The organism is Pseudomonas sp. B15(2017) (genome assembly GCF_002113215.1).
GTDB lineage: Bacteria > Pseudomonadota > Gammaproteobacteria > Pseudomonadales > Pseudomonadaceae > Aquipseudomonas.
In genome coordinates, this window is sequence record NZ_NEJZ01000001.1 from 407,670 (window position 1) to 428,428 (window position 20,759).

At 61.4% G+C, this 20,759-nt stretch carries 18 protein-coding genes; 6 read left to right on the plus strand and 12 right to left on the minus strand.

All coding sequences use genetic code 11. The annotated features are described in order from the left end of the window. Window positions 1-98: 98 nt before the first annotated feature. Together cmoA and cmoB are read left to right on the plus strand one after the other, a co-directional pair. Window positions 99-806 (plus strand): carboxy-S-adenosyl-L-methionine synthase CmoA, encoded by a 708-nt coding sequence (cmoA, locus tag CAF73_RS01790; protein WP_234206556.1) that lies wholly within the window; start codon window positions 99-101, stop codon window positions 804-806. Further along, entirely contained in the window at window positions 803-1,759 is a 957-nt protein-coding gene (gene cmoB / locus CAF73_RS01795; RefSeq protein WP_085699798.1) for a tRNA 5-methoxyuridine(34)/uridine 5-oxyacetic acid(34) synthase CmoB, read from the plus strand. The genes cmoA and cmoB overlap by 4 nt, the downstream gene beginning before the upstream one ends. A 72-nt stretch (window positions 1,760-1,831) precedes the next feature. Here the strand turns inward: cmoB and tadA are convergent, their stop codons facing one another. From tadA to CAF73_RS01825, 6 genes are all read right to left on the minus strand, one after another. Further along, entirely contained in the window at window positions 1,832-2,329 is a 498-nt protein-coding gene (gene tadA / locus CAF73_RS01800; protein ID WP_085699800.1) for a tRNA adenosine(34) deaminase TadA, read from the minus strand. After that, window positions 2,329-3,705, minus strand: coding sequence for a multicopper oxidase family protein (locus CAF73_RS01805; RefSeq protein WP_085701753.1), 1,377 nt, complete (start codon window positions 3,703-3,705; stop codon window positions 2,329-2,331). Before CAF73_RS01805 ends, tadA begins: the two co-directional genes overlap by 1 nt. Before the next feature lie 213 nt (window positions 3,706-3,918). Beyond that, window positions 3,919-5,496 carry a glutamine-hydrolyzing GMP synthase gene (gene guaA, locus CAF73_RS01810; RefSeq protein ID WP_085699807.1) on the minus strand — a complete coding sequence of 526 codons (1,578 nt, stop codon included), beginning with the start codon at window positions 5,494-5,496 and terminating at the stop codon, window positions 3,919-3,921. Between the two features lie 99 nt (window positions 5,497-5,595). Beyond that, on the minus strand, window positions 5,596-7,065 hold the full coding sequence (gene guaB / locus CAF73_RS01815) for an IMP dehydrogenase (RefSeq protein WP_011335798.1): 1,470 nt from the start codon (window positions 7,063-7,065) through the stop codon (window positions 5,596-5,598). 115 nt (window positions 7,066-7,180) lie between these two features. Then, complete coding sequence (locus CAF73_RS01820) at window positions 7,181-7,729, minus strand: sugar ABC transporter ATPase (RefSeq protein WP_085610914.1); 549 nt, start codon at window positions 7,727-7,729, stop codon at window positions 7,181-7,183. Between the two features lie 73 nt (window positions 7,730-7,802). Continuing rightward, window positions 7,803-8,570, minus strand: coding sequence for a sulfite exporter TauE/SafE family protein (locus CAF73_RS01825; RefSeq protein ID WP_085699809.1), 768 nt, complete (start codon window positions 8,568-8,570; stop codon window positions 7,803-7,805). A 100-nt stretch (window positions 8,571-8,670) separates the two neighbouring features. Between CAF73_RS01825 and CAF73_RS01830 the strand changes: the two genes are divergently transcribed. From CAF73_RS01830 to leuA, 4 genes are all read left to right on the plus strand, one after another. Next, complete coding sequence (locus tag CAF73_RS01830; RefSeq protein ID WP_085701754.1) at window positions 8,671-9,558, plus strand: LysR family transcriptional regulator; 888 nt, start codon at window positions 8,671-8,673, stop codon at window positions 9,556-9,558. A gap of 10 nt (window positions 9,559-9,568) precedes the next feature. Further along, window positions 9,569-10,948, plus strand: coding sequence for an exodeoxyribonuclease VII large subunit (gene xseA / locus CAF73_RS01835; RefSeq protein WP_085699813.1), 1,380 nt, complete (start codon window positions 9,569-9,571; stop codon window positions 10,946-10,948). A gap of 3 nt (window positions 10,949-10,951) precedes the next feature. Further along, the gene (locus CAF73_RS01840; protein ID WP_085701755.1) at window positions 10,952-11,773 is read left to right on the plus strand and encodes a peptidoglycan DD-metalloendopeptidase family protein; all 822 of its coding nucleotides are present in this window, start codon (window positions 10,952-10,954) and stop codon (window positions 11,771-11,773) included. Window positions 11,774-12,140: 367 nt separating this feature from the next. Continuing rightward, a complete protein-coding gene (gene leuA / locus CAF73_RS01850; RefSeq protein WP_007956672.1) occupies window positions 12,141-13,820 on the plus strand; it encodes a 2-isopropylmalate synthase in 1,680 nt (559 codons plus the stop codon). A gap of 163 nt (window positions 13,821-13,983) precedes the next feature. Here leuA and CAF73_RS01855 read toward each other — a convergent pair whose 3' ends face one another. The 6 genes from CAF73_RS01855 to hisS all read right to left on the minus strand — a co-directional run bounded on the left by CAF73_RS01855 (window position 13,984) and on the right by hisS (window position 20,758). Next, the gene (locus CAF73_RS01855; protein ID WP_085699819.1) at window positions 13,984-14,775 is read right to left on the minus strand and encodes an amidohydrolase; all 792 of its coding nucleotides are present in this window, start codon (window positions 14,773-14,775) and stop codon (window positions 13,984-13,986) included. Continuing rightward, entirely contained in the window at window positions 14,763-15,911 is a 1,149-nt protein-coding gene (locus tag CAF73_RS01860) for a pyridoxal phosphate-dependent aminotransferase (RefSeq protein ID WP_085701756.1), read from the minus strand. The genes CAF73_RS01855 and CAF73_RS01860 overlap by 13 nt, the downstream gene beginning before the upstream one ends. Window positions 15,912-16,028: 117 nt before the next feature. Further along, window positions 16,029-17,501, minus strand: a complete 1,473-nt coding sequence (der, locus tag CAF73_RS01865; protein ID WP_085699823.1) for a ribosome biogenesis GTPase Der — start codon at window positions 17,499-17,501, stop codon at window positions 16,029-16,031. 140 nt (window positions 17,502-17,641) lie between these two features. Continuing rightward, window positions 17,642-18,793: an outer membrane protein assembly factor BamB gene (gene bamB, locus CAF73_RS01870; RefSeq protein WP_085699825.1), complete on the minus strand. Its 1,152-nt coding sequence runs from the start codon at window positions 18,791-18,793 to the stop codon at window positions 17,642-17,644. Continuing rightward, the gene (locus CAF73_RS01875) at window positions 18,786-19,427 is read right to left on the minus strand and encodes a tetratricopeptide repeat protein (protein WP_011335807.1); all 642 of its coding nucleotides are present in this window, start codon (window positions 19,425-19,427) and stop codon (window positions 18,786-18,788) included. The genes bamB and CAF73_RS01875 overlap by 8 nt, the downstream gene beginning before the upstream one ends. Window positions 19,428-19,468: 41 nt before the next feature. Next, window positions 19,469-20,758, minus strand: coding sequence for a histidine--tRNA ligase (hisS, locus tag CAF73_RS01880; protein ID WP_085699827.1), 1,290 nt, complete (start codon window positions 20,756-20,758; stop codon window positions 19,469-19,471). Window position 20,759 lies beyond the last annotated feature (1 nt).

Genomic DNA, 20,759 nt, shown 5'->3' on the forward strand with positions numbered 1-20,759 from the left:
GCGCATCTGCGCGCCAGTTTGGCTAAAATGCCGGCCTTTTCATCGACACCGCCGGAACCGCCGTGAGCAAAGAACCCGATCGCATTTTCGCCCAGCCGATGGCCCAGGTGCCTGACTTCGCCTTCAACGAAGACGTGGTGCGGGTGTTCCCGGACATGATCAAGCGTTCGGTGCCGGGTTACCCGACCATCGTCGAAAACCTCGGCGTGCTCGCCGCGCAGTTCGCCCGGCCGAACAGCGTGCTCTACGACCTCGGCGCCTCTCTCGGTGCGGTAACCCAGGCCCTGCGCCGGCACGTGCGCACCGACGGTTGCCGGGTGATCGCGGTGGATAACTCGGCGGCGATGGTCGAGCGCTGCCGCGAATACCTCAACGGTCAGGATTCGATGTTCCAGGAGTTGCTGCCAGTGGAGGTGATCGAAGGCGACATCCTCGCCCTCGATTTCAAACCGGCCTCGGTGGTGGCGCTGAACTTCACTCTGCAATTCATCGCCCCGGATCAGCGCACCGCGTTGCTGTCGCGCATTCGCCAATCGTTGCTGCCGGGTGGCGCGCTGATTCTGTCGGAGAAGCTGCGCTTCAACGATGCCGAAGAACACGCGCTGCTCACCGATCTGCACGTCGCATTCAAACGCGCCAACGGCTACAGCGAACTGGAAATCGCCCAGAAGCGCAGCGCCATCGAAAACGTCATGAAGCCCGACAGCCTCGAAGAACACCGCGAGCGCCTGCTGGCGGCCGGGTTCTCGAAAGTCGTGCCGTGGTTCCAGTGTCTTAACTTTGCCTCGTTGATTGCCTTGCCATGATTGATCTGTCTCCCCTCGCCCGCCGTCTGGCCGGTACGCCGCTGGCCGAATGGGCCAACACCCTGCAAGTGCAGCTCGACAAGAAAATGGAGAAAGGCCACGGCGATCTGGAACGCTGGCAAAGTGCGCTGGACGCTTTGCCGAAGCTCCAGCCGACCGAAGTCGACCTGCTCGACGGCCTGAAGCTGGACACCGATTGCGACGACGCAACCCGCGCACAGATGCGCACCGCGCTGATGGGCCTGTCGCCGTGGCGCAAGGGGCCGTTCGATCTGTTCGGCGTGCACGTCGACACCGAATGGCGCTCGGACTGGAAGTGGTCGCGGGTTTCTCCGCATCTGGACCTGAAGGGCAAGCGCATCCTCGATGTCGGTTGCGGCAACGGCTACTACATGTGGCGCATGCTCGGCGCCGGTGCCGACAGCGTGATCGGCGTCGATCCGAACTGGCTGTTCTTCTGCCAGTTCCAGGCGGTGCAACGTTATCTGTCAGAGCCGAATGCCTGGCACCTGCCGTTCCCGTTCGAAGACCTGCCGCCGAACCTGGAAGGCTTCGACACGGTGTTTTCCATGGGCGTGTTCTACCACCGTCGTTCGCCGATCGAGCATTTGCTGGCGCTGAAGGATTGCCTGGTGAAGGGTGGCGAACTGGTGCTGGAGACATTGGTGGTCGAAGGCGACAAGCATCAAGTGCTGGTGCCGGAAGACCGTTATGCGCAGATGCGCAATGTGTGGTTTTTGCCATCGGTGCCGGCGCTGGAACTGTGGCTGCGGCGCGCGGGTTTCACCGATGTGAAATGTGTGGATGTGAGCACCACCACCGTCGAAGAGCAGCGCGGGACCGAGTGGATGAAGTATCAGTCGTTGAGCGACTTCCTCGATCCGCAAGATCACAGCAAGACGATCGAAGGGCTGCCGGCGCCGATGCGCGCCGTCATCGTCGCGAAGAAGTAACGATCCCTTCCAGACACTGCAAAAAATTGTGGGAGCTGGCTGGCCAGCTCCCACAGGGTTTGATGTTGTGCTTCAGTCTGCGGGTTTCGCCCGCCGCGCCCTGAAGAACTCGGTCAACACCGCCCCGCACTCCTGCGCCAACACCCCGCCTTCATACAGCACTCGATGGTTGAGAAAGCCCTGAGTGAAGAACTGCCCCTGACTCTGCACAATCCCGGCCTTGGGCTCCAGCGCGCCGTACACCACCCGCGCAATCCGCGAATGCACGATCAGCCCGGCGCACATGCTGCACGGTTCCAGCGTCACGTAGAGCGTACTGCCCGGCAGGCGATAGTTGCTCACAGCCTGAGCAGCGGCGCGGATCGCGACCATTTCCGCATGAGCACTCGGGTCACTGGCGCTGATCGGGCAATTGAAGCCGCGACCGATAATCTCGCCATCCTGTACCAGCACCGCGCCCACCGGCACTTCGCCGAGGGCTGCGCCTTGGGCCGCCAACGCCAGGGCTTCGCGCATGAAGTCGCGGTCACGGCTGCGGTCGATGATCGCCGCGGGGCGAATCTGGCGCATCACTTCACCTCGATGGCGGCCATCAGGCCGGTTTCCATGTGGTCGATCACGTGGCAGTGGAACATCCACACGCCAGGGTTATCCGCCACCAACGCCACTTGCGCGCGCTCGTTTTTGCCCAGCAGATAAGTGTCGGTGAAGTACGGCACGATCTTGTGCCGGTTCGACGCAATCACCTTGAAGCTCATGCCGTGCAGGTGGATCGGGTGCTGGTACTGGGTCATGTTCTTCAGTTCGAAAATATAGCTCTGACCCAGTTTCAGGCTGGCGATCGGCCGGTCGGCGCAGGTCTTGTCCGTGATGTCCCAGGCCTTGCCGTTGATCTGCCACAGGCTCGGCGGCTTGCCGTTATCAACATTCACCGACACCGAACCGACCCATTCGAAATTGAAGTTGAGTTTCTCGGCATTGGCCAGGTCCGGCTCGGCCACCGGGTTGGCCGGCAGTGCTTTCGGCCAGTCGGTCGGCGCGTCATTGTTGGCTACCGAACGCAGAGTGCCCAGGCGAACCGGGCCATTGCGCAGCGACAGTTCTTCACCGGCAGCCGGCGCCTTGATCGCCAGACAGATGCGCATGCCCGGGCCGAGCCAGTATTCCTTGCCCAGCGGGCGCGGCTCGACCGGGTTGCCGTCCAGCGCATAAATCTGCGCTTCGACGCCGGGAATATTGATGCGATAGGTCAGGGTATTGTCGAGGTTGAGCAGGCGCACGCGGGTGATCTGCCCCGCCGGCAACTCGATCACCGGCGAAGGCACGCCGTTGATGGTCGACAGCCTTCCTGCCGTACCGCCCCGGGCCGCTTCACGCGGGATGCTGAATTCGACGAAATTGCCCTCGTCGTCGATATGCCAGTTCTTCAGGCTCAGGGTCTTTTCGTACTTGAACCCGGTCGGCTCGCGCTCCTCGACAATCAACGGCCCGACCAGCCCGCGACCGAGTTCTTCGCTGCTGCTGACGTGCGGGTGATACCAATAGCTGCCGGCGTCCGGCACACGGAATTTGTAATCGAAGTATTCGCCCGGCAGCACCGGCAATTGCGACACATACGGCACACCGTCCATTTCCAGCGGCAGGCGGATGCCGTGCCAGTGAATGGTGGTCGCGACCGGCAGATGATTGATGAAGCGAACCCGCAACCACTCGCCCTGACGCACGCGCAATTCGGTGCCCGGCGCCGACGGGCCGAACGCCCACGCCTCGGTCTTGTGCCCCGGCACCAACTCGACATCCAGTGGCGCGGCGATCAGCTCGTAGTCATGCCCCGCATCGGCATCGGCCATCTTGCCCAGCCAGTAACGCGACGCGCCCCCCGCTCCCACGCCAACGACAACAAGACCGGCCAGGCCACCGAGGATTTGGCGACGGGTAAAGGACATGAACTCAACTACCTCACGTATCTGCGGCGGGCCCGCAGGCCCGTAAAGGGCGAATACGATACACCTGCAAATGAGAAAGAAACAGCAACGCGGCCGTGACCACAGGCCGCAGGGGCATGAATCCAGTGGACGACACAAATGCAAAAAGCCGTGTGAACTCACGTTCACACGGCTTTTTCATCCAGCATTCAAACCATTACGGCTTGCGCGGGATCACTCCCACTCAATGGTCGCCGGCGGCTTGCTCGACACGTCGTAAGTCACGCGCGAAATACCTTCGATTTCATTGATGATGCGGCCGCTGACAGTTTCCAGCAGTTCGTAAGGCAGGTGTGCCCAACGCGCGGTCATGAAGTCGATGGTTTCCACGGCACGCAGCGCCACGACCCAGGCGTAACGACGGCCATCGCCGACCACGCCAACCGATTTCACCGGCTGGAACACGACGAAGGCCTGGCTGACCTTGTGGTACCAGTCGGCCTTGCGCAGTTCTTCGATGAAGATGTGGTCGGCGCGACGCAGCAGGTCGGCGTATTCCTTCTTCACTTCACCGAGGATCCGCACGCCCAGGCCCGGGCCCGGGAACGGGTGGCGGTAGACCATGTCGTACGGCAGGCCCAGTTCCAGGCCCAGACGACGGACTTCGTCCTTGAACAGTTCGCGCAGTGGCTCGACCAGTTTCAGGTTCATTTCTTCCGGCAGGCCGCCCACGTTGTGGTGCGACTTGATCACGTGGGCCTTGCCGCTTTTCGCGCCAGCCGACTCGATCACGTCCGGGTAGATGGTGCCCTGGGCCAGGTACTTGATGTTTTCCAGCTTGCAGGATTCGGCATCGAACACGTCGATGAAGGTGCGGCCGATGATCTTGCGCTTCTTCTCCGGATCGGCTTCGCCGGCCAGGTTGTTCAGGAACTGCTCTTCAGCGTTGGCACGGATCACCTTGACGCCCATGTTCTCGGCGAACATGGCCATCACTTGCTCGCCTTCGTGCAGACGCAGCAGGCCGTTGTCGACGAAGACGCAGGTCAGTTGATCGCCGATGGCCTTGTGCAGCAGCGCCGCAACTACCGAGGAATCCACACCGCCGGACAGACCCAGCAGCACGTTGTCGGTACCGACCTGTGCGCGGATGTTGGCGATGGCGTCTTCGGCGATCTTCGACGGAGTCCACAGGGCTTCACAGCCGCAGATGTCGAGAACGAAACGCGACAGGATGCGACCGCCCTGCTTGGTGTGGGTCACTTCCGGGTGGAATTGCACGCCATAGTAAGCACGCTCGTCGTTGAACATGCCGGCGATCGGGCAGCTCGGGGTGCTGGCCAGAATGTGGAAATCGCCTGGCATTTTGGTGACCTTGTCACCGTGGCTCATCCACACGTCGAGGCCGAACAGGCCGTCGGCGTCGATGTGGTCTTCGATGCCGTCGAGCAGGCGGCTCTTGCCGACCACGTCAACGCGGGCATAACCGAACTCACGCAGTTCGGAGCCTTCAACCTTGCCGCCCAGCTGCTCGGCCATGGTCTGCATGCCGTAGCAGATACCGAAAACCGGTACGCCCAGATCGAACACCGCTTGCGGGCAGCGCGGGCTGTTGGCTTCGTGCACGGACTCGGGACCGCCCGCGAGGATCACGCCTTTTGGCGCGAATTCGCGGATCGCATCCTCGTCCATGTCGAACGGGTGCAGTTCGCAGTACACACCGATCTCGCGCACGCGGCGGGCGATCAGTTGGGTGTATTGCGAACCGAAGTCGAGGATCAGGATGCGGTGAGCGTGAATGTCGAGGGCCATGATTCAGTCTCGTCTAAGTAATTCAGAAACAGTCTTGATTCAGAAACAACTCGGGGCTGAATAAAACAGCCCCGGTCATTTGACGTTTTGCTTGAAGCCTCAACCTACGCGGTAGTTTGGCGCTTCCTTGGTGATCTGCACGTCGTGGACGTGGGATTCGGCCATACCTGCACCGGTGATCCGCACGAACTCAGGCTTGGTGCGCATCTCTTCGATGTTGGCGCTGCCGGTGTAACCCATCGAGGAACGCAGACCGCCCATCAACTGGTGAATGATCGCGCTCAGGGTGCCCTTGTAGGGAACACGGCCTTCGATGCCTTCCGGAACGAGTTTCTCGGCGCCTGCCGAGGAATCCTGGAAGTAACGGTCGGAGGAGCCTTGAGCCTGGGACATGGCGCCCAGCGAACCCATGCCGCGATAAGCCTTGTAGGAACGGCCCTGGAACAGTTCGATCTCGCCCGGCGCTTCTTCGGTACCGGCGAACATCGAGCCCATCATCACGCAGGACGCACCGGCCACGATGGCCTTGGACAGGTCACCGGAGAAACGGATGCCGCCGTCGGCGATCAACGGAACGCCAGTGCCTTCAAGGGCTGCGGCGACGTTGGCGATGGCACTGATTTGCGGAACGCCGACACCGGCGACGATACGGGTGGTGCAGATCGAGCCAGGGCCGATACCGACCTTGACCGCGTCGGCGCCAGCTTCGGCCAGAGCCTTGGCGGCTGCGCCGGTGGCGATGTTGCCGCCGATCACCTGCACTTCAGGGAAGTTCTCCTTGACCCAGCGAACGCGGTCGATCACGCCTTTGGAGTGACCGTGAGCGGTGTCGACCACCACCACGTCCACACCGGCATTGACCAGGGCAGCAACGCGGTCACCGGTGTCTTTACCGGTACCGACCGCAGCACCGACGCGCAGACGACCCTGGTCGTCCTTGCTGGCCAGTGGGTAAGCCTTGGCTTTTTCGATGTCTTTGACGGTCATCATGCCTTTGAGGGCAAACTTGTCGTCGACGATCAGGACTTTTTCCAGACGGTGCTTGTGCAGCAGCTCGCGGACTTCGTTCTTGTCGGCGCCTTCGCGAACAGTGACCAGACGCTCTTTGGGCGTCATCACTTCGCGAACGGTGGCGTCCAGACGGGTTTCGAAACGCACGTCACGGGAAGTGACGATGCCGACCAGGTCGCCATCGTGCAGAACCGGAACGCCGGAAATGTTGTGCATGCGGGTCAGTTCGAACAGATCACGAACCGTGGCGTCAGCCTCGATGGTGATTGGGTCCTTGACCACACCGGCTTCGAACTTCTTGACCTTGCGAACTTCGGCAGCTTGCTGCTCGATGGTCATGTTCTTGTGGATAATGCCGATGCCACCTTCCTGAGCCATGGCGATTGCCAGACGGGCTTCGGTAACGGTGTCCATGGCGGCAGAAACCAGAGGAATGTTCAGCTCGATGCCACGGGTAAGGCGGGTCTTCAGACTGACTTCGTTAGGAAGCACCTCGGAATAACCGGGCACTAGGAGAATGTCGTCGAAGGTCAGAGCTTCTTGGCTGATACGCAGCATCGCGGGGGCTCCCGAGCGGGAAAATGGAAGCGCGCCATTATAGTCAGACACCCCCTCGGGTTCAATGTAAAACTTGTCTTATATCAATGTTGCTGATGTACGGAAAAAGCGGCCTCTAAAGCTCGACCTTGACCCAGCTCACCGGCTGATCCAGCCAGTCGGCGAATTCGTCTATGAAGCTCTGCTTGAACCCCGCCTCCAGCCAGTTGTTGAAGATGAACCCGAGGTTGGAAAAACCGCACTCCTGCAAATACAGAAAGCCGTTGATGTCGTCTTCATGCCCGCACTCAGGGCAGGTGAAGTTGTCAGTGCGGCCCGGCATCCAGTCTTCCAGGCTTTCGAACAATGCTTCGCCGATTTCCTGACGGCACTCGGCACAACCAGCCTCCTCGAGAAAACCCTTGGCTGGCGTGTAGATACAGCGCTTGGTGATGACTTCCAGCCCATTGATCGGCTCACCGAACGGCAACGCCTCGGGGTATAGCACCACCGCGCGGGCGCCATCGGCGATGGCGTAGGCCATGCGATTGCCGGTGCGTCCACAAGTGCTCAGCTCTTCCTTGACGATGTTCTTGCGCACCAGCCAGCGCAGGATCGCCCGGGCCCGGGGCTCGTGCACCGGCAGGTTGGAGATTTTCGGGACGATGATGCTTTGGGAATTCATGGTGCAAGCCTGCTGCGTCAAAGGATGTTCTGCGACGAACGCGGCCGGCAGCTTAATCCCTGACAAAATCCGGTCAAGTGCTTAAATAGCGGCCGATCAGCGCAATCCCGCTTGCCAGCACCAGCCAGGTCACCAGCCGCACGAAGGCCTCGCGGGACAGGCGCATGGTCAAGCGCCGCCCGCCCCACAAGCCCAGCGCCATGGCTGGCAACAGGCACAGCGCAAGCATCAACAAGGGTAGCTCGGCATACACACCGGCGATGGCGAACAGGCTCAAACGCACTACCGTGCTGCAACTGATCAGCGCACTTTGCGTGGCCCGGGCTGCGTCCTTGGGCAGTCGGCTGTTGAGGTAGATCGCATAAAGAAAGCCACCACTGCCGAACAAAGCCCCGAACAGCCCGCCCACCGTGCCCATCGGCAATGCCCACCCGGCGGACAACTGCGTCGGCCGTGCCTTGATCCACAAGCTGTAGATCGCATAGGCACTGATGAACAGCCCCATCAACAGCAGCAAAAGATCGGATTTGAGGTTCAGCAGAAAAATCACCCCCAGCGTGCAACCCACCGCCATGCACGGCAGCAGCCGCAGCAATTCCGGTTTCGCCACATCCCGCCGCGAAGGCAGCAAATTGCCGAACGCCGCGACGAAATCCAGCAACACCAGCAACGGCACGATTTTCGACAGCGGCATGAACAGAATCAGAATTGGCCCCGCCACCAGCGCCGTACCGAAACCGGCAATCCCGAAGACGATGTAGGCCAGCGCGATGGCCAGTCCGATCACCACCCAGCCCTGCGCGCCCCACGACCATTCGCTCAACAAACCCGCCACGCTCATCCATTCGCTTCCTTTATAGACCTGCGATGACTTTAGCCAGCGCCGAGGGTTGCGACTAATATCATCGAATTCGCCAAGCCATCTCGAAAAGGCATGCCTCGTGCTTTCAACCCGTCAATTGCGCTACTTCGTGGAAATCGCCGAAAGCGGCAGCTTCAGCGCCGCAGCCGAACGGCTGTTCATCGCTCAATCGGCGTTGAGCCGGCAGATCAAGGACATGGAAAACCGCCTGCAAACACCGCTGTTCGAACGCACCGCGCGCCAGCCTCGGCTCACCGCTGCTGGCGAAGCGTTCCTGCCCCGGGCGAGAAACCTGCTCAATGAACTGAACAAGGCCAGCACCCTGGCCACGGAGATCGGCCAGGGCCAACGCGGCACTTTGCGCGTGTGTCACTCCAGCACCGTCCCGATCAGTGGCCGGCTGCTGAGCGACATGAGCGCATATCTTGAGCAACGACCCGGCGTTTCGCTGGACATCGGCACGCTATCCTCGGAAACACAACTTGAAGAACTGGCCGAGGGCCGGCTCGACATCGGCCTTCTGCGTCTGCCAGTACTGCGCCAGCGTGAAGGCGTTCAGGTTGTGCCGCTCTATACCGAGCGCCTGCTGCTTGCCGTGCCGATGAATCATCGACTGGCGTTGGTGGAGGCAGTCGACTTGGCGCAATTGAGAGACGAAGCGTTTATCTCCATCCCGCATCCGCAGCGCGGCGGGCTGAGTTATTTGTGCGCCGACCTGTGCATGCGTCACGGTTTCTTCCCTCAGGCTGCGCGGGTGATGTCGCGCAAGACCACGCAACTGCAGTTGATCCAGGCCGGATTCGGCATCGCGCTACTGCCGGAATCGATGCAGGATATCGCGCCCGCCGGTGTGAGATTTGTCCCGCTGACCGGCGATTGCCAGAGCACCGTCGCCCTCGCCTCTCGGCAAAATCCCACAGCTCTGGTGCAACACTTCCTCCAGACATTCACCGGCGAATGCCTTTAAACTGCGCCCCATGATTAAAGATCCCTTTGCAAGACTCGGTCTGGACCGCGAAGTCCTGACCGTCAGCCAGCTCAACGGCCGCGCGCGGGTGTTGCTTGAAGACGTGTTCAGCAACATCTGGGTCGAAGGCGAAATCTCCAACCTCGCCCGCCCGGCGTCCGGCCACGTGTATTTCACGCTCAAGGACAGCGGCGCGCAGGTGCGTTGCGCACTGTTCCGCCAGAATGCCGCGCGGGTGCGTCAGGCGCTGAAGGATGGCCTGGCGGTCAAGGTGCGCGGCAAGGTCTCGCTGTTCGAAGGGCGTGGCGACTATCAGCTGATCCTCGACACCGTGGAGCCTGCCGGTGACGGCGCCCTGCGCCTGGCCTTCGATGCGCTGAAGGAAAAGCTCAGCGCCGAGGGCCTGTTCAGTGCCGAGCGCAAGGTGCCGCTTCCGGCGCATCCGCAACGCATCGGCATCATCAGTTCACCGACCGGCGCGGTGATTCGCGACATCATCAGTGTGTTTCGCCGTCGCGCGCCGCAAGTGCAACTGACGCTGATTCCGACTGCCGTTCAGGGCCGTGAAGCCACTGCGCAGATCGTCCGCGCTTTGAAAATGGCGGATGCCCGTGGCTTCGACGCGCTGATCCTGGCCCGTGGCGGCGGCTCGCTGGAAGACCTCTGGTGCTTTAACGAAGAGGCCGTGGCCAGGGCGGTGGATGCCTGCGTCACGCCGATCGTCAGCGCAGTCGGCCATGAAACCGATGTGTCGATCAGCGACTTCGTGGCCGACGTGCGCGCCCCCACGCCGTCCGCTGCTGCTGAACTGCTTGCACCGGACTCCAGTCACCTGATCCGTCAGGTCGAAAGCCTGCATCGCCGACTGGTGATGCGCATGCGTGATCGCCTGATGCGCGATCGCCTGCGGCTCGAGGGCGTGACCCGCCGCTTGCGCCATCCCGGCGAACGTCTGCGCCAGCAGGCACAGCGTCTGGATGACCTCGACATGCGCATGCGCCGTGCCTTCGAGCGTCAGCTCAATACCCGCCGCGAACGCCTGATCCGCCTGGAAACCCGCCTCGCCGGGCAACACCCGGGACGCCAACTGGCCCTGTTGCGCCAACGCCTCGACAGCCTCGCCGAACGCCTGCCACGCGCCATGAACGAAGGCCTGAAACGTCGCCGCCTGCAGCTGCAAAGCCAGATGCAGACGTTGCACGTGGTCAGCCCGTTGGCGACGCTCGGCCGTGGCTACAGCATTCTGCTGGATGAACGCGGCAACGCGATCCGCAACGCCGCGCAGACCCACACCGGCCAGCGCCTAAAAGCCAGACTGGGCGAAGGCGAGCTGCAAGTGCGCGTCGAGGACAACCACCTGACGCCCGTCACTCTCTCTTTACTGGACTGATCCATGCCGCGTTTTCTCGCTCCGCTGCTGTTGCTGTGCCTGACCTTCAACGCCCACGCCGACAGTTACATCACCCGCCTACTGAACAAACCGGTGCCGGGCGGCGTGGCAGTCGTCAATCTGGGCAGCGCCGCGCAAGCGCCGAAAGCCACGTACCAGGGCAAACCGGTGCTGGTCGTCAAGGAACAGAACAACTGGCTGGCGATTGTCGGCGTTCCGCTGACCGTCAAACCCGGTATTCAGCAGATCAGCAGTGGCGGCCGTAACCTCAACTTCAATGTCGGCAACAAGAAATACCCGGAACAGCACATCACCCTGAAGAACACTCAGCAGGTCAATCCGAACCCGGCCAACCTCAAGCGCATCGAGAGCGAACTGGCCGAGCAGATCAAGGCCTATCGCAGTTTCAGCCCGAACACCCCAAGCAACCTGCTGCTGGACAAACCGGTCAACGGGCCGCTGTCGAGCAAGTTCGGCGTGCGCCGTTTCTTCAACGGTGAAGAGCGCAATCCACACGCAGGTCTGGACTTCGCGGTGCCGGCGGGCACGCCGATCAAGACCCCGGCGGCGGGCAAGGTGATCCTGATCGGCAACTACTTCTTCAATGGCAACACGGTGTTCGTCGACCACGGCCAGGGCTTCATCAGCATGTTCTGTCATATGTCGAAGATTGATGTGCAGAACGGCCAGCAACTGGCGCGTGGCGCGGTGGTTGGCAAGGTGGGCGCCACAGGTCGGGCGACCGGACCGCATATGCACTGGAACGTCAGCCTGAACGATGCGCGAGTCGATCCGGCGATTTTCATCGGGGCTTTCCAGCCTTGATTTGCGGGTGAGGCGACGGCCCTCATCGCGAGCAAGCTCGCTCCCACAGCGATTGCGCACGACGAACGGACTGCGCAATCTCTGCAAACAATCAATCTGTTTCAGAGAATAAAATCTCGGAAAAAACCGCTTTCCGAGTATTCCTCTCAATTTTTTTCGACTGCTTGCCATCCTCATCCCCCGCGGTTAGGGTTGAGGGCATGAAAACCTCTCACACCCTCATTCAGCTTCGCCAGCACCGCAGCCTGTGCCTCGTCAGCGCACGACTGCCGGGCTGAATCGCTGCGCCTCGTCCCACGCTTTTCCAAGAACGTTCGTTCCACCGGCAGGCCGCCTCTTTTCGGCCCAGACAATAAGGAATTTCCCGATGAGCATGCTCAAAGACCCGTCTTCGAAATACCGCGCGTTTCCTGTGATCAACCTGCCGGACCGTACCTGGCCATCGAAAACCATCGATGCCGCGCCGATCTGGTGCAGCTCCGACCTGCGTGACGGCAACCAGTCGTTGATCGAGCCAATGGACGCGGTGAAAAAGCTGCGCTTCTGGAAAACCCTGGTGCAGGTAGGCGTGAAGGAAATCGAAGCCTCGTTCCCTGCCGCTTCGCAAACCGACTTCGACTTCGTGCGCACCCTGATCGAAGACGGCCACATCCCGGACGACACCACCATCCAGGTGCTGACCCAGGGCCGTGAAGACCTGATCGAGCGCACTTTCGAATCCCTGCGCGGGGCGAAGAAAGCCATCGTTCACCTGTACAACGCCACCTCCCCTTCTTTCCGTCGCATCGTGTTCAACCAGGACAAGGACGGGATCAAGGCCATCGCCGTCAACGCCGCCAAGCTGTTCGTCAAATACGCAGCCATGCAGCCGGACACCGAGTGGACATTCGAATACTCGCCGGAAACCTTTAGCGCCACCGAGCTGGAATTCGCCAAGGAAGTCTGTGATGCGGTGATCGAGGTCTGGAACCCGACGCCTGAGCACAAGATCATCCTCAACCTGCCGGCCACCGTTGAGTGCGCGACCCCGAACGTCTACGCCGACCAGATCGAGTGGTTCCACCGCAACATCAACCGTCGTGACAGCGTGATCATCAGCCTGCACACCCACAACGACCGTGGCACTGGCGTGGCCGCCACCGAACTGGGCCTGATGGCCGGTGCCGACCGCGTCGAAGGCTGCCTGTTCGGCAACGGCGAGCGTACCGGCAACGTCGACCTCGTGACCGTGGCACTGAACATGTACACCCAGGGCCTTGACCCGCAACTGGACTTCTCCGACATCGACGGCGTGCGCAAAGTCGTTGAAGAGTGCAACCAGATTCAGGTTCACCCGCGTCACCCATACGTCGGCGACCTGGTGCACACCGCATTCTCCGGCTCCCACCAGGACGCAATCCGCAAGGGCTTCGCCCAGCAGAAATCCGACGCACTGTGGGAAGTACCGTACTTGCCGATCGACCCGGCCGACATCGGTCGCAGCTACGAGGCGGTGATCCGCGTCAACAGCCAGTCGGGCAAGGGCGGCATCGCTTACCTGCTGGAACAGGAATACGGCATCAGCCTGCCGCGTCGCATGCAGATCGAATTCAGCCAGGTCGTGCAGCGTGAAACCGATCGCCTGGGCCTGGAGATGACTGCGCAGCAGATCCACGCGCTGCTGCACAGCGAATACCTGCAAGCCAATACCCCGTACGCGCTGGTCAGCCATCGCTTGCAGGAAGAAAACGGCAATAGCGCCGTCGAAGTGGAAGTGGCGAGCAAAGGTCAGGGCGAAACCAACCTGCACTGGCGCGGCAAGGGCAACGGCGCGCTGGAAGCGCTGGTGGCCGGTCTGCCGATTCCGGTGGAAATCATGGACTACAACGAACACGCCATCGGCGCAGGCACCAACGCCAAGGCGGCGGCCTACATCGAACTGCGTGTGAACGGCGAGCGTGCGGTGCACGGTGTGGGTATCGATGAAAACATCACCACCGCCAGCTTCAAGGCCCTGTTCAGCGCGCTGAACCGCTCGCTGAGCCAGCCGGAAGCGAAAGCGGCGTAACTGATCGCTGCAATGCACAAGGCCCCGGAGTTCGCACTCCGGGGCCTTTTTATTTTCTATCTGATCGTTCCCACGCTCTGCGTGGGAATGCAGCTCGTGACGCTCTGCGTCCCTTGTGGCGTTCCCACGCGGAGCGTGGGAACGATCTAGGTGATCTGGGCTATCAGGTGAACTCGAAGGTGTCCGCATCCAGATTCGCCGGAAACCGCTCGCGGTAAGCCGCCAGCGAAGCCGCTTCCAGAACCACCTTGAACACCCCGTCAGCCTCTCCGGCCGCGAGCAACGTCTCGCCCTGGAAGTCCAGCACCTGACTGTCGCCTGTATACGCAAAGCCTTTGCCATCGGTGCCAACCCGGTTGACCGCCGCTACATAACAAAGGTTTTCAATGGCCCGGGCCGGTAGCAGCCGGTTCCAGTGCTGACGCCGCGCGCCCGGCCAGTTGGCGGTGTACAACAACAGATCGGTGTCCTGCGCGTCGCGGCTCCACACCGGGAAGCGCAAGTCGTAGCAGATCAGCGGACGCACCCGCCAGCCCTTGAGTTCGAACTGCACCTGGCGCTCGCCGGGGGTGTAGTGGTTGTGCTCGCCGGCCATGCGAAACAGGTGACGCTTGTCGTAATACAGCACTTCGCCGTCCGGGCGAGCCCACAGCAAGCGGTTGCGGTGGCTGCCGTCGGCGGCCTGGATGATCACGCTGCCGGTGACGACCGCGTTCAGCTTCGCAGCCTGGGCCCGCAGCCATTTGCTGGTCGGGCCGTTTTCGGCTTCGGCCAAGGTTTCGGATTCCATGGAGAATCCGGTGGTGAACATTTCCGGCAGGATAATCAGATCCGCACCGCGCGCCTGCTCCAGCAAAACGTCGAAATGCTCGAGATTGGCCTGACGGTCATGCCAGGCCAGGCTGGTCTGGATCAGCGCCAGATTGAGATCGGGCAACGCACTCAGATCACGCATAGTTTGGCCGCTGCTTCCCGCAGCGTCTCCTCACGTTTGGCAAAGCACAGGCGCACCAGGCGCTGGCCTTCAGGTGGACTCTGGTAGAACACCGACACCGGAATACTCGCCACGCCGTGCTCGCGGGTCATCCACATTGCCATTTCGACATCGTTCAGGTCGGGGCGAATCTGCGAGTAATCGACCAACTGGAAATAGGTGCCCGTGACCCGGGTGAAACTGAATCGCGACGGCGCGAGCAAATCACAGAACAGATCGCGCTTGGCCTGATAGAAGCCCGGCAGTTCTTCGACGTGCTCCGGATGCTCGGCCATGTAATCGGCCAAAGCGAACTGCAATGGCGTCACGCCACAGAAACTGACGTACTGGTGCACTTTGCGCAGCTCGGCGGTCAGCGCTGGCGGCGCCACGACGTAACCGGTTTTCCAGCCGGTGACGTGATAGGTCTTGCCGAACGAGCTGACCACGAAGGCGCGCTGATACAACTCTTCGTGGGCCAGCACGCTGACATGCGGAACGCCGTCATACACCAGGTGTTCGTAGACTTCGTCGCTGATCACATAAATGTCGCGATCGCGGATCAGCGCCGCCAGTTGGTCCAGCTCTGCGCGACTGATCAGGGCGCCGCTGGGGTTGTGCGGGGTGTTGAGGATGATCATCCGCGTGCGCGGACTCAGCGCTGCACTGAGCTTGTCGAAGTCGATGGAGAAATCATCCAGACCGAGTTGCACATGCACACAGCGCCCACCGGCCAGTTCCACCGATGGCTCGTAGCTGTCATAGGCGGGGTCGAACACGATGACTTCGTCGCCGCTGTGGATAACCGCCTGGATGGCGCAGAAGATCGCCTGGGTCGCGCCCGGGGTCACGGTCACCTCGGTGTCGGCATCGACGTTGACGTCATAACTGCGGGCGATTTTCGCCGCGATCTGCTGGCGCAGCGCCGGCAGGCCGGTCATGGGCGAATACTGGTTATGGCCGCTGGCGATGTGTCGACCGACCGCGTCGCGCAGTGCCTGCGGGCCGTCGAAATCGGGAAAACCCTGGGAAAGGTTGATCGCTCCGGTCTGCGCCGCGAGCTGAGACATCTGCGTGAAAATCGTGATGCCGACATTCGGCAGCTTGCTGGTGATCATCGGGGTTCCCTGCTCTGCCCCGGCTCTGACGACGGCGCGGGAGAGCCCGAGGATAGCCCATCCGGCGCCCATAAAAAAAGGGCGCCAGACGGCGCCCTTCTCTCTTGATGACCGGGATCAGCGCTTGTCGCGGCGCTTCTTGCTGGCTTTCTTGTTGTGCGACATCAAGCGACGCTTCTTGTTGACCTGGCGGTCGGTCAGCGTGTTCTTGTTGCCTTCGTACGGGTTCTCGCCGCCCTTGAACTCGATACGGATCGGCGTACCGACCAGTTTGAGCACACGGCGATAAGTGTTTTCCAGATAGCGCACGTACGAGTTCGGCACTTTTTCGATCTGGTTGCCGTGGATCACAATCAGCGGCGGGTTGGCGCCACCAAGGTGGGCATAGCGCAGCTTGATCCGGCGGCCATTGACCATCGGTGGCTGATGCTCGCTGACCGCGTCTTCGAGGATCTGGGTCAGACGGCTGGTCGGCCAGCGAGTGACCGCCGACTTGAAGGAGTTCTGCACCGAAGCGTAGAGGTTCCCCACGCCAGTACCGTGCAGGGCCGAGATGAAGTGGATGTCGGCGAAGTCGACGAAGAACAACCGGCGTTCCAGCTCGGTCTTCACGTAGTCACGCTCGCCCGGCGTCATGCCATCCCACTTGTTCAGCGCGATGACCAATGCACGGCCAGACTCCAGTGCAAAACCGAGCAGGTTGAGGTCGTGATCGACCACACCTTCGCGGGCGTCCATCACGAAGATCACCACGTTGGCGTCTTTGATGGCCTGCAGGGTTTTGACCACGGAGAACTTTTCGACTTCTTCGTGGATCTTGCCGCGCTTGCGCACACCGGCAGTGTCGATCAGCGTGTACTTCTCGTCGTTACGCTCGAACGGGATGTAGATACTGTCGCGAGTGGTGCCCGGCTGGTCGTAGACGATCACCCGCTCTTCACCGAGCATGCGGTTGACCAGCGTCGACTTGCCGACGTTCGGCCGGCCGATGATGGCGATCTTGATGCCGTCCTTTTCGCTCGGGCCAGGAATACGCTTGGCTTCCTCGCCTTCGGCGACTTCCTCCTGCTCTTCGCCTTCCTGCGGCTCGTCCTCATCTTTCGGGAATTCGCTCAGGGCGATTTCCAGCAATTGAGTGATGCCGCGACCATGCGCGCCGGCGATCGGGATCGCATCGCCCATGCCCATCGGCGCGAATTCTGCGCGAGCCATTTCCGGATCGATGTTGTCGACCTTGTTGGCGACCACGTAGGAACGCTTGTTACGCTTGCGCAGGTGTTCGCCGATCATCTGGTCGGCGGCGGTGAAACCGGCCTTGGCATCTACCAGGAACAGAACGACATCTGCTTCTTCGATGGCCAGCAGCGACTGCTCGGCCATTTTTTCGTCCATACCATGCTCGTCACCGGAGATACCGCCGGTGTCGATCAGAATGTAGGAACGCCCTTGCCACTTGGCCTCACCGTACTGGCGATCACGGGTCAGACCGGACAAGTCGCCGACGATGGCGTCGCGAGTCCTGGTCAGGCGGTTGAACAAGGTGGACTTGCCGACGTTCGGTCGGCCCACCAGGGCGATTACGGGAACCATGCGGCTCTCCACTTCGTTATTTCAGAAAATACAAAAGCCGCTGCGAGGCAGCGGCTGGTGCTCGGGGCAACGCCCATGGGTGTTGCAAACCCTGCCGGAGCAGGGCCGCTTGGGGATCAACCCCAAGCATAGTCAAACCATTACTTGATGGTCAGGGCTTCCAGTTTGCCGCTGTTGCCATACACATAAATCGTGTCACCCACCACCAGCGGACGGGCGCGCAGGCCGTCGCTGTCGATGCGCTCGCGGCCGACGAAACGACCGTCCACCTGACTCAGCAGGTGCAGGTAACCTTCCAGGTCACCAACTGCAACGTAGCTGGAGAACACTTCCGGCGCCGACAGTTGACGACGGGCCAGCGAGTCGTTGCTCCACAGTGCTGTGGTGGAACGCTCGTCGACGCCTTCAACGGTGCCCGACGACAGGCTTACGTAAACGTTGCCGAAACCCTGTGCAACACCGGCGTAGCTCGACGCGTCGCGCTGCCAGAGTTGACGGCCGCTTTCCAGATCCAGCGCCGCAACGCGACCCTGATAGCTGGCTACGTACAAGGTGCCGCCGGACAGCAGCAGACCGCCGTCGATGTCGACCACGCGCTCCAGCTCCGAACGACCTTGTGGAATCGCGATCCGCTGTTCCCAGACCGGCACGCCGTTGGAAATGTCGAGAGCGACCACTTTACCGGTCGACAGGCCAGCCACCGCGAGGCGGTTGGTGACGATCGGTGCGCTGGTGCCGCGCAGGGTCAGTACGGCCGGCGTGCTGTCATACACCCAGCGCTGGTTGCCGGTGGACGCGTCCAGACCAATCAGACGATCGTCCTGGGTCTGTACCACCACCACGTCACCGTTGTTGGCCGGTGGCGCGAGGACTTCGCTGTTGACGCGCGAACGCCACTTCTCTTCGCCGTTGATGGCATCGAGGGCAACGACTTCACCGCGCAGGGTGCCGACCATGACCAGACCGTAACCCACGCCAACGGCGCCGGACACGGGCAGTTCAAGGTCTTTCTTCCATTTCACGTCGCCATTGCTGCGATCCAGGCCCATCACGATACCGGTCACGTCGGCCGCGTAGATGGTGTCACCGTCGATCGCCGGCACCAGCATGTTGTACGTTTCGCCCTGACCGTCACCGATCGAACGGCTCCACTGCTTGTGCAGGACCACTTCTTCTTTGAAGTCGGTCAGCTCGGCCGGTGGCAGTTCTTTTTTGCTGTTGCTGCTGCAACCCGCGGCCAGAATGGCCAGAGCCAGCACTGCTGCATGCTTCCAACCGATCACGTCACGCATCCCCTTTGGCCAGGTCGTCCAGCTTGATTTGAAGGCCACCGACCGCCGCTTCATCCGACAGTGCCGCCTTGGCTTTTTGATACGCCGCGTTCGCTTCGTCGGTACGGCCCAGCTGTACCAGCAGGTCGCCCTTGAGTTCTTCGCGAGTGGCCAGGAACGACTTGTCGGCATCGCCTTCGAGCAGTTTCAGGGCTTCATCGGCCTTGTTCTGTGCACCCAGTACCTGCGCCAGACGCTGACGGGCGATTTCGCCCAGCGCCGGGTTGGCCGGTTTGGCCACGATGGCCTTGAGTTCGGTCGCCGCGTCGTCCAGCTTGCCGCTGTCGACCGCTACCTTGGCCACGAACAGGCTGCCGTACTGCGCGTAGGCAGAACCGCCGAATTCGCTGTTGAGCTTGCCGGCCAGATCCGCAACGCGCGCGGCGTCAGGCTTGCCGTCCGGGGTCAGCGTGGTTTCCAGCAATTGCTGATAGAGCACCGAGGCGCCTTGCGACTGGTTGCTCTGATACTTGTGATAAGCCTGCCAGCCGAACACGATGACCAGCGCCAACAGGCCGCCGGTGACCAGAGGTTTGCCGTTGCGTGTCCACCAGTCCTTCAAATCCGCCAACTGTTCGTCTTCGGTACTCGACACCCCAATACTCCTTAATCGCTAAATCGGCTGTTTGGACAGCTTCAACCCTGCACGACGCAGGTGGCCAGGTGTGCAGCGAGCGCATCCCAGGCAATGCTTTGTTGTTCGCCCTGGCCACGCAGGGGTTTGAAACCTACCACTTGCTGGGCCATTTCGTCGTCACCGAGGATCAGTGCGTACAACGCACCGCTCTTGTCGGCTTTCTTGAACTGGCTCTTGAAGCTTCCGGCGCCGGCATTGACTTGCAGACGCAGGTTGGGCAGTTGGTCGCGTACACGCTCGGCCAGGGCCAGACCGGCCAGCTCTGCTTCTTCGCCGAAGGCGCAGAGATAGACGTCGACCTGACGGGAGATTTCTTCCGGAATCTGCTCCAGGGTTTCCAGCAGCAGCACCAGACGTTCGATGCCCATGGCGAAACCGACGCCCGGAGTCGGCTTGCCGCCCATCTGCTCGACCAGGCCGTCATAGCGCCCACCCGCGCAGACGGTGCCCTGGGCGCCGAGCTTGTCGGTGACCCATTCGAATACGGTCTTGCTGTAGTAATCCAGACCACGCACCAGCTTCGGGTTCAGCACGTAAGGAATGCCGACGGCATCCAGACGGGCCTTCAGGCCTTCGAAGTGGGCACGGGATTCGTCATCCAGGTAGTCGGCCATTTTCGGCGCATTGACCAGCACGGCCTGGGTGTCGGCATTTTTGGTGTCGAGCACGCGCAGCGGGTTGGTTTTCAGGCGACGCTGGCTGTCTTCGTCCAGTTTGTCGTGGTGCGCCGAGAGATACTCGACCAGCGCTTCACGATAACGACCGCGGGACTCGCTGGTGCCGAGGCTGTTGAGCTCGAGCTTGACCGCATCACGGATGCCCAGCTCGCCCCACAGGCGCCAGGTCAGCACGATCAGTTCGGCGTCGATGTCCGGACCGTCGAGGTTGAACACCTCCAGACCGATCTGGTGAAACTGGCGATAACGGCCTTTTTGCGGGCGCTCGTGACGGAACATCGGGCCGATGTACCAGAGTTTCTGTACCTGGCCACCGCCGGTGATGCCGTGCTCGAGCACCGCACGCACGCAAGCGGCCGTGCCTTCCGGACGCAGGGTCAGGGAGTCGCCGTTGCGATCGTCAAAGGTGTACATCTCTTTTTCGACGATGTCGGTCACTTCACCGATCGAGCGCTTGAACAGCTCGGTGAACTCGACGATCGGCATGCGGATCTGCTTGTAACCGTAGTTATCCAGCAAACGCGAAACAGTGCCTTCGAAGTAGCGCCATACCGGAGTCTGTTCCGGCAGGATGTCGTTCATGCCACGAATGGCTTGCAGGGACTTGCTCACA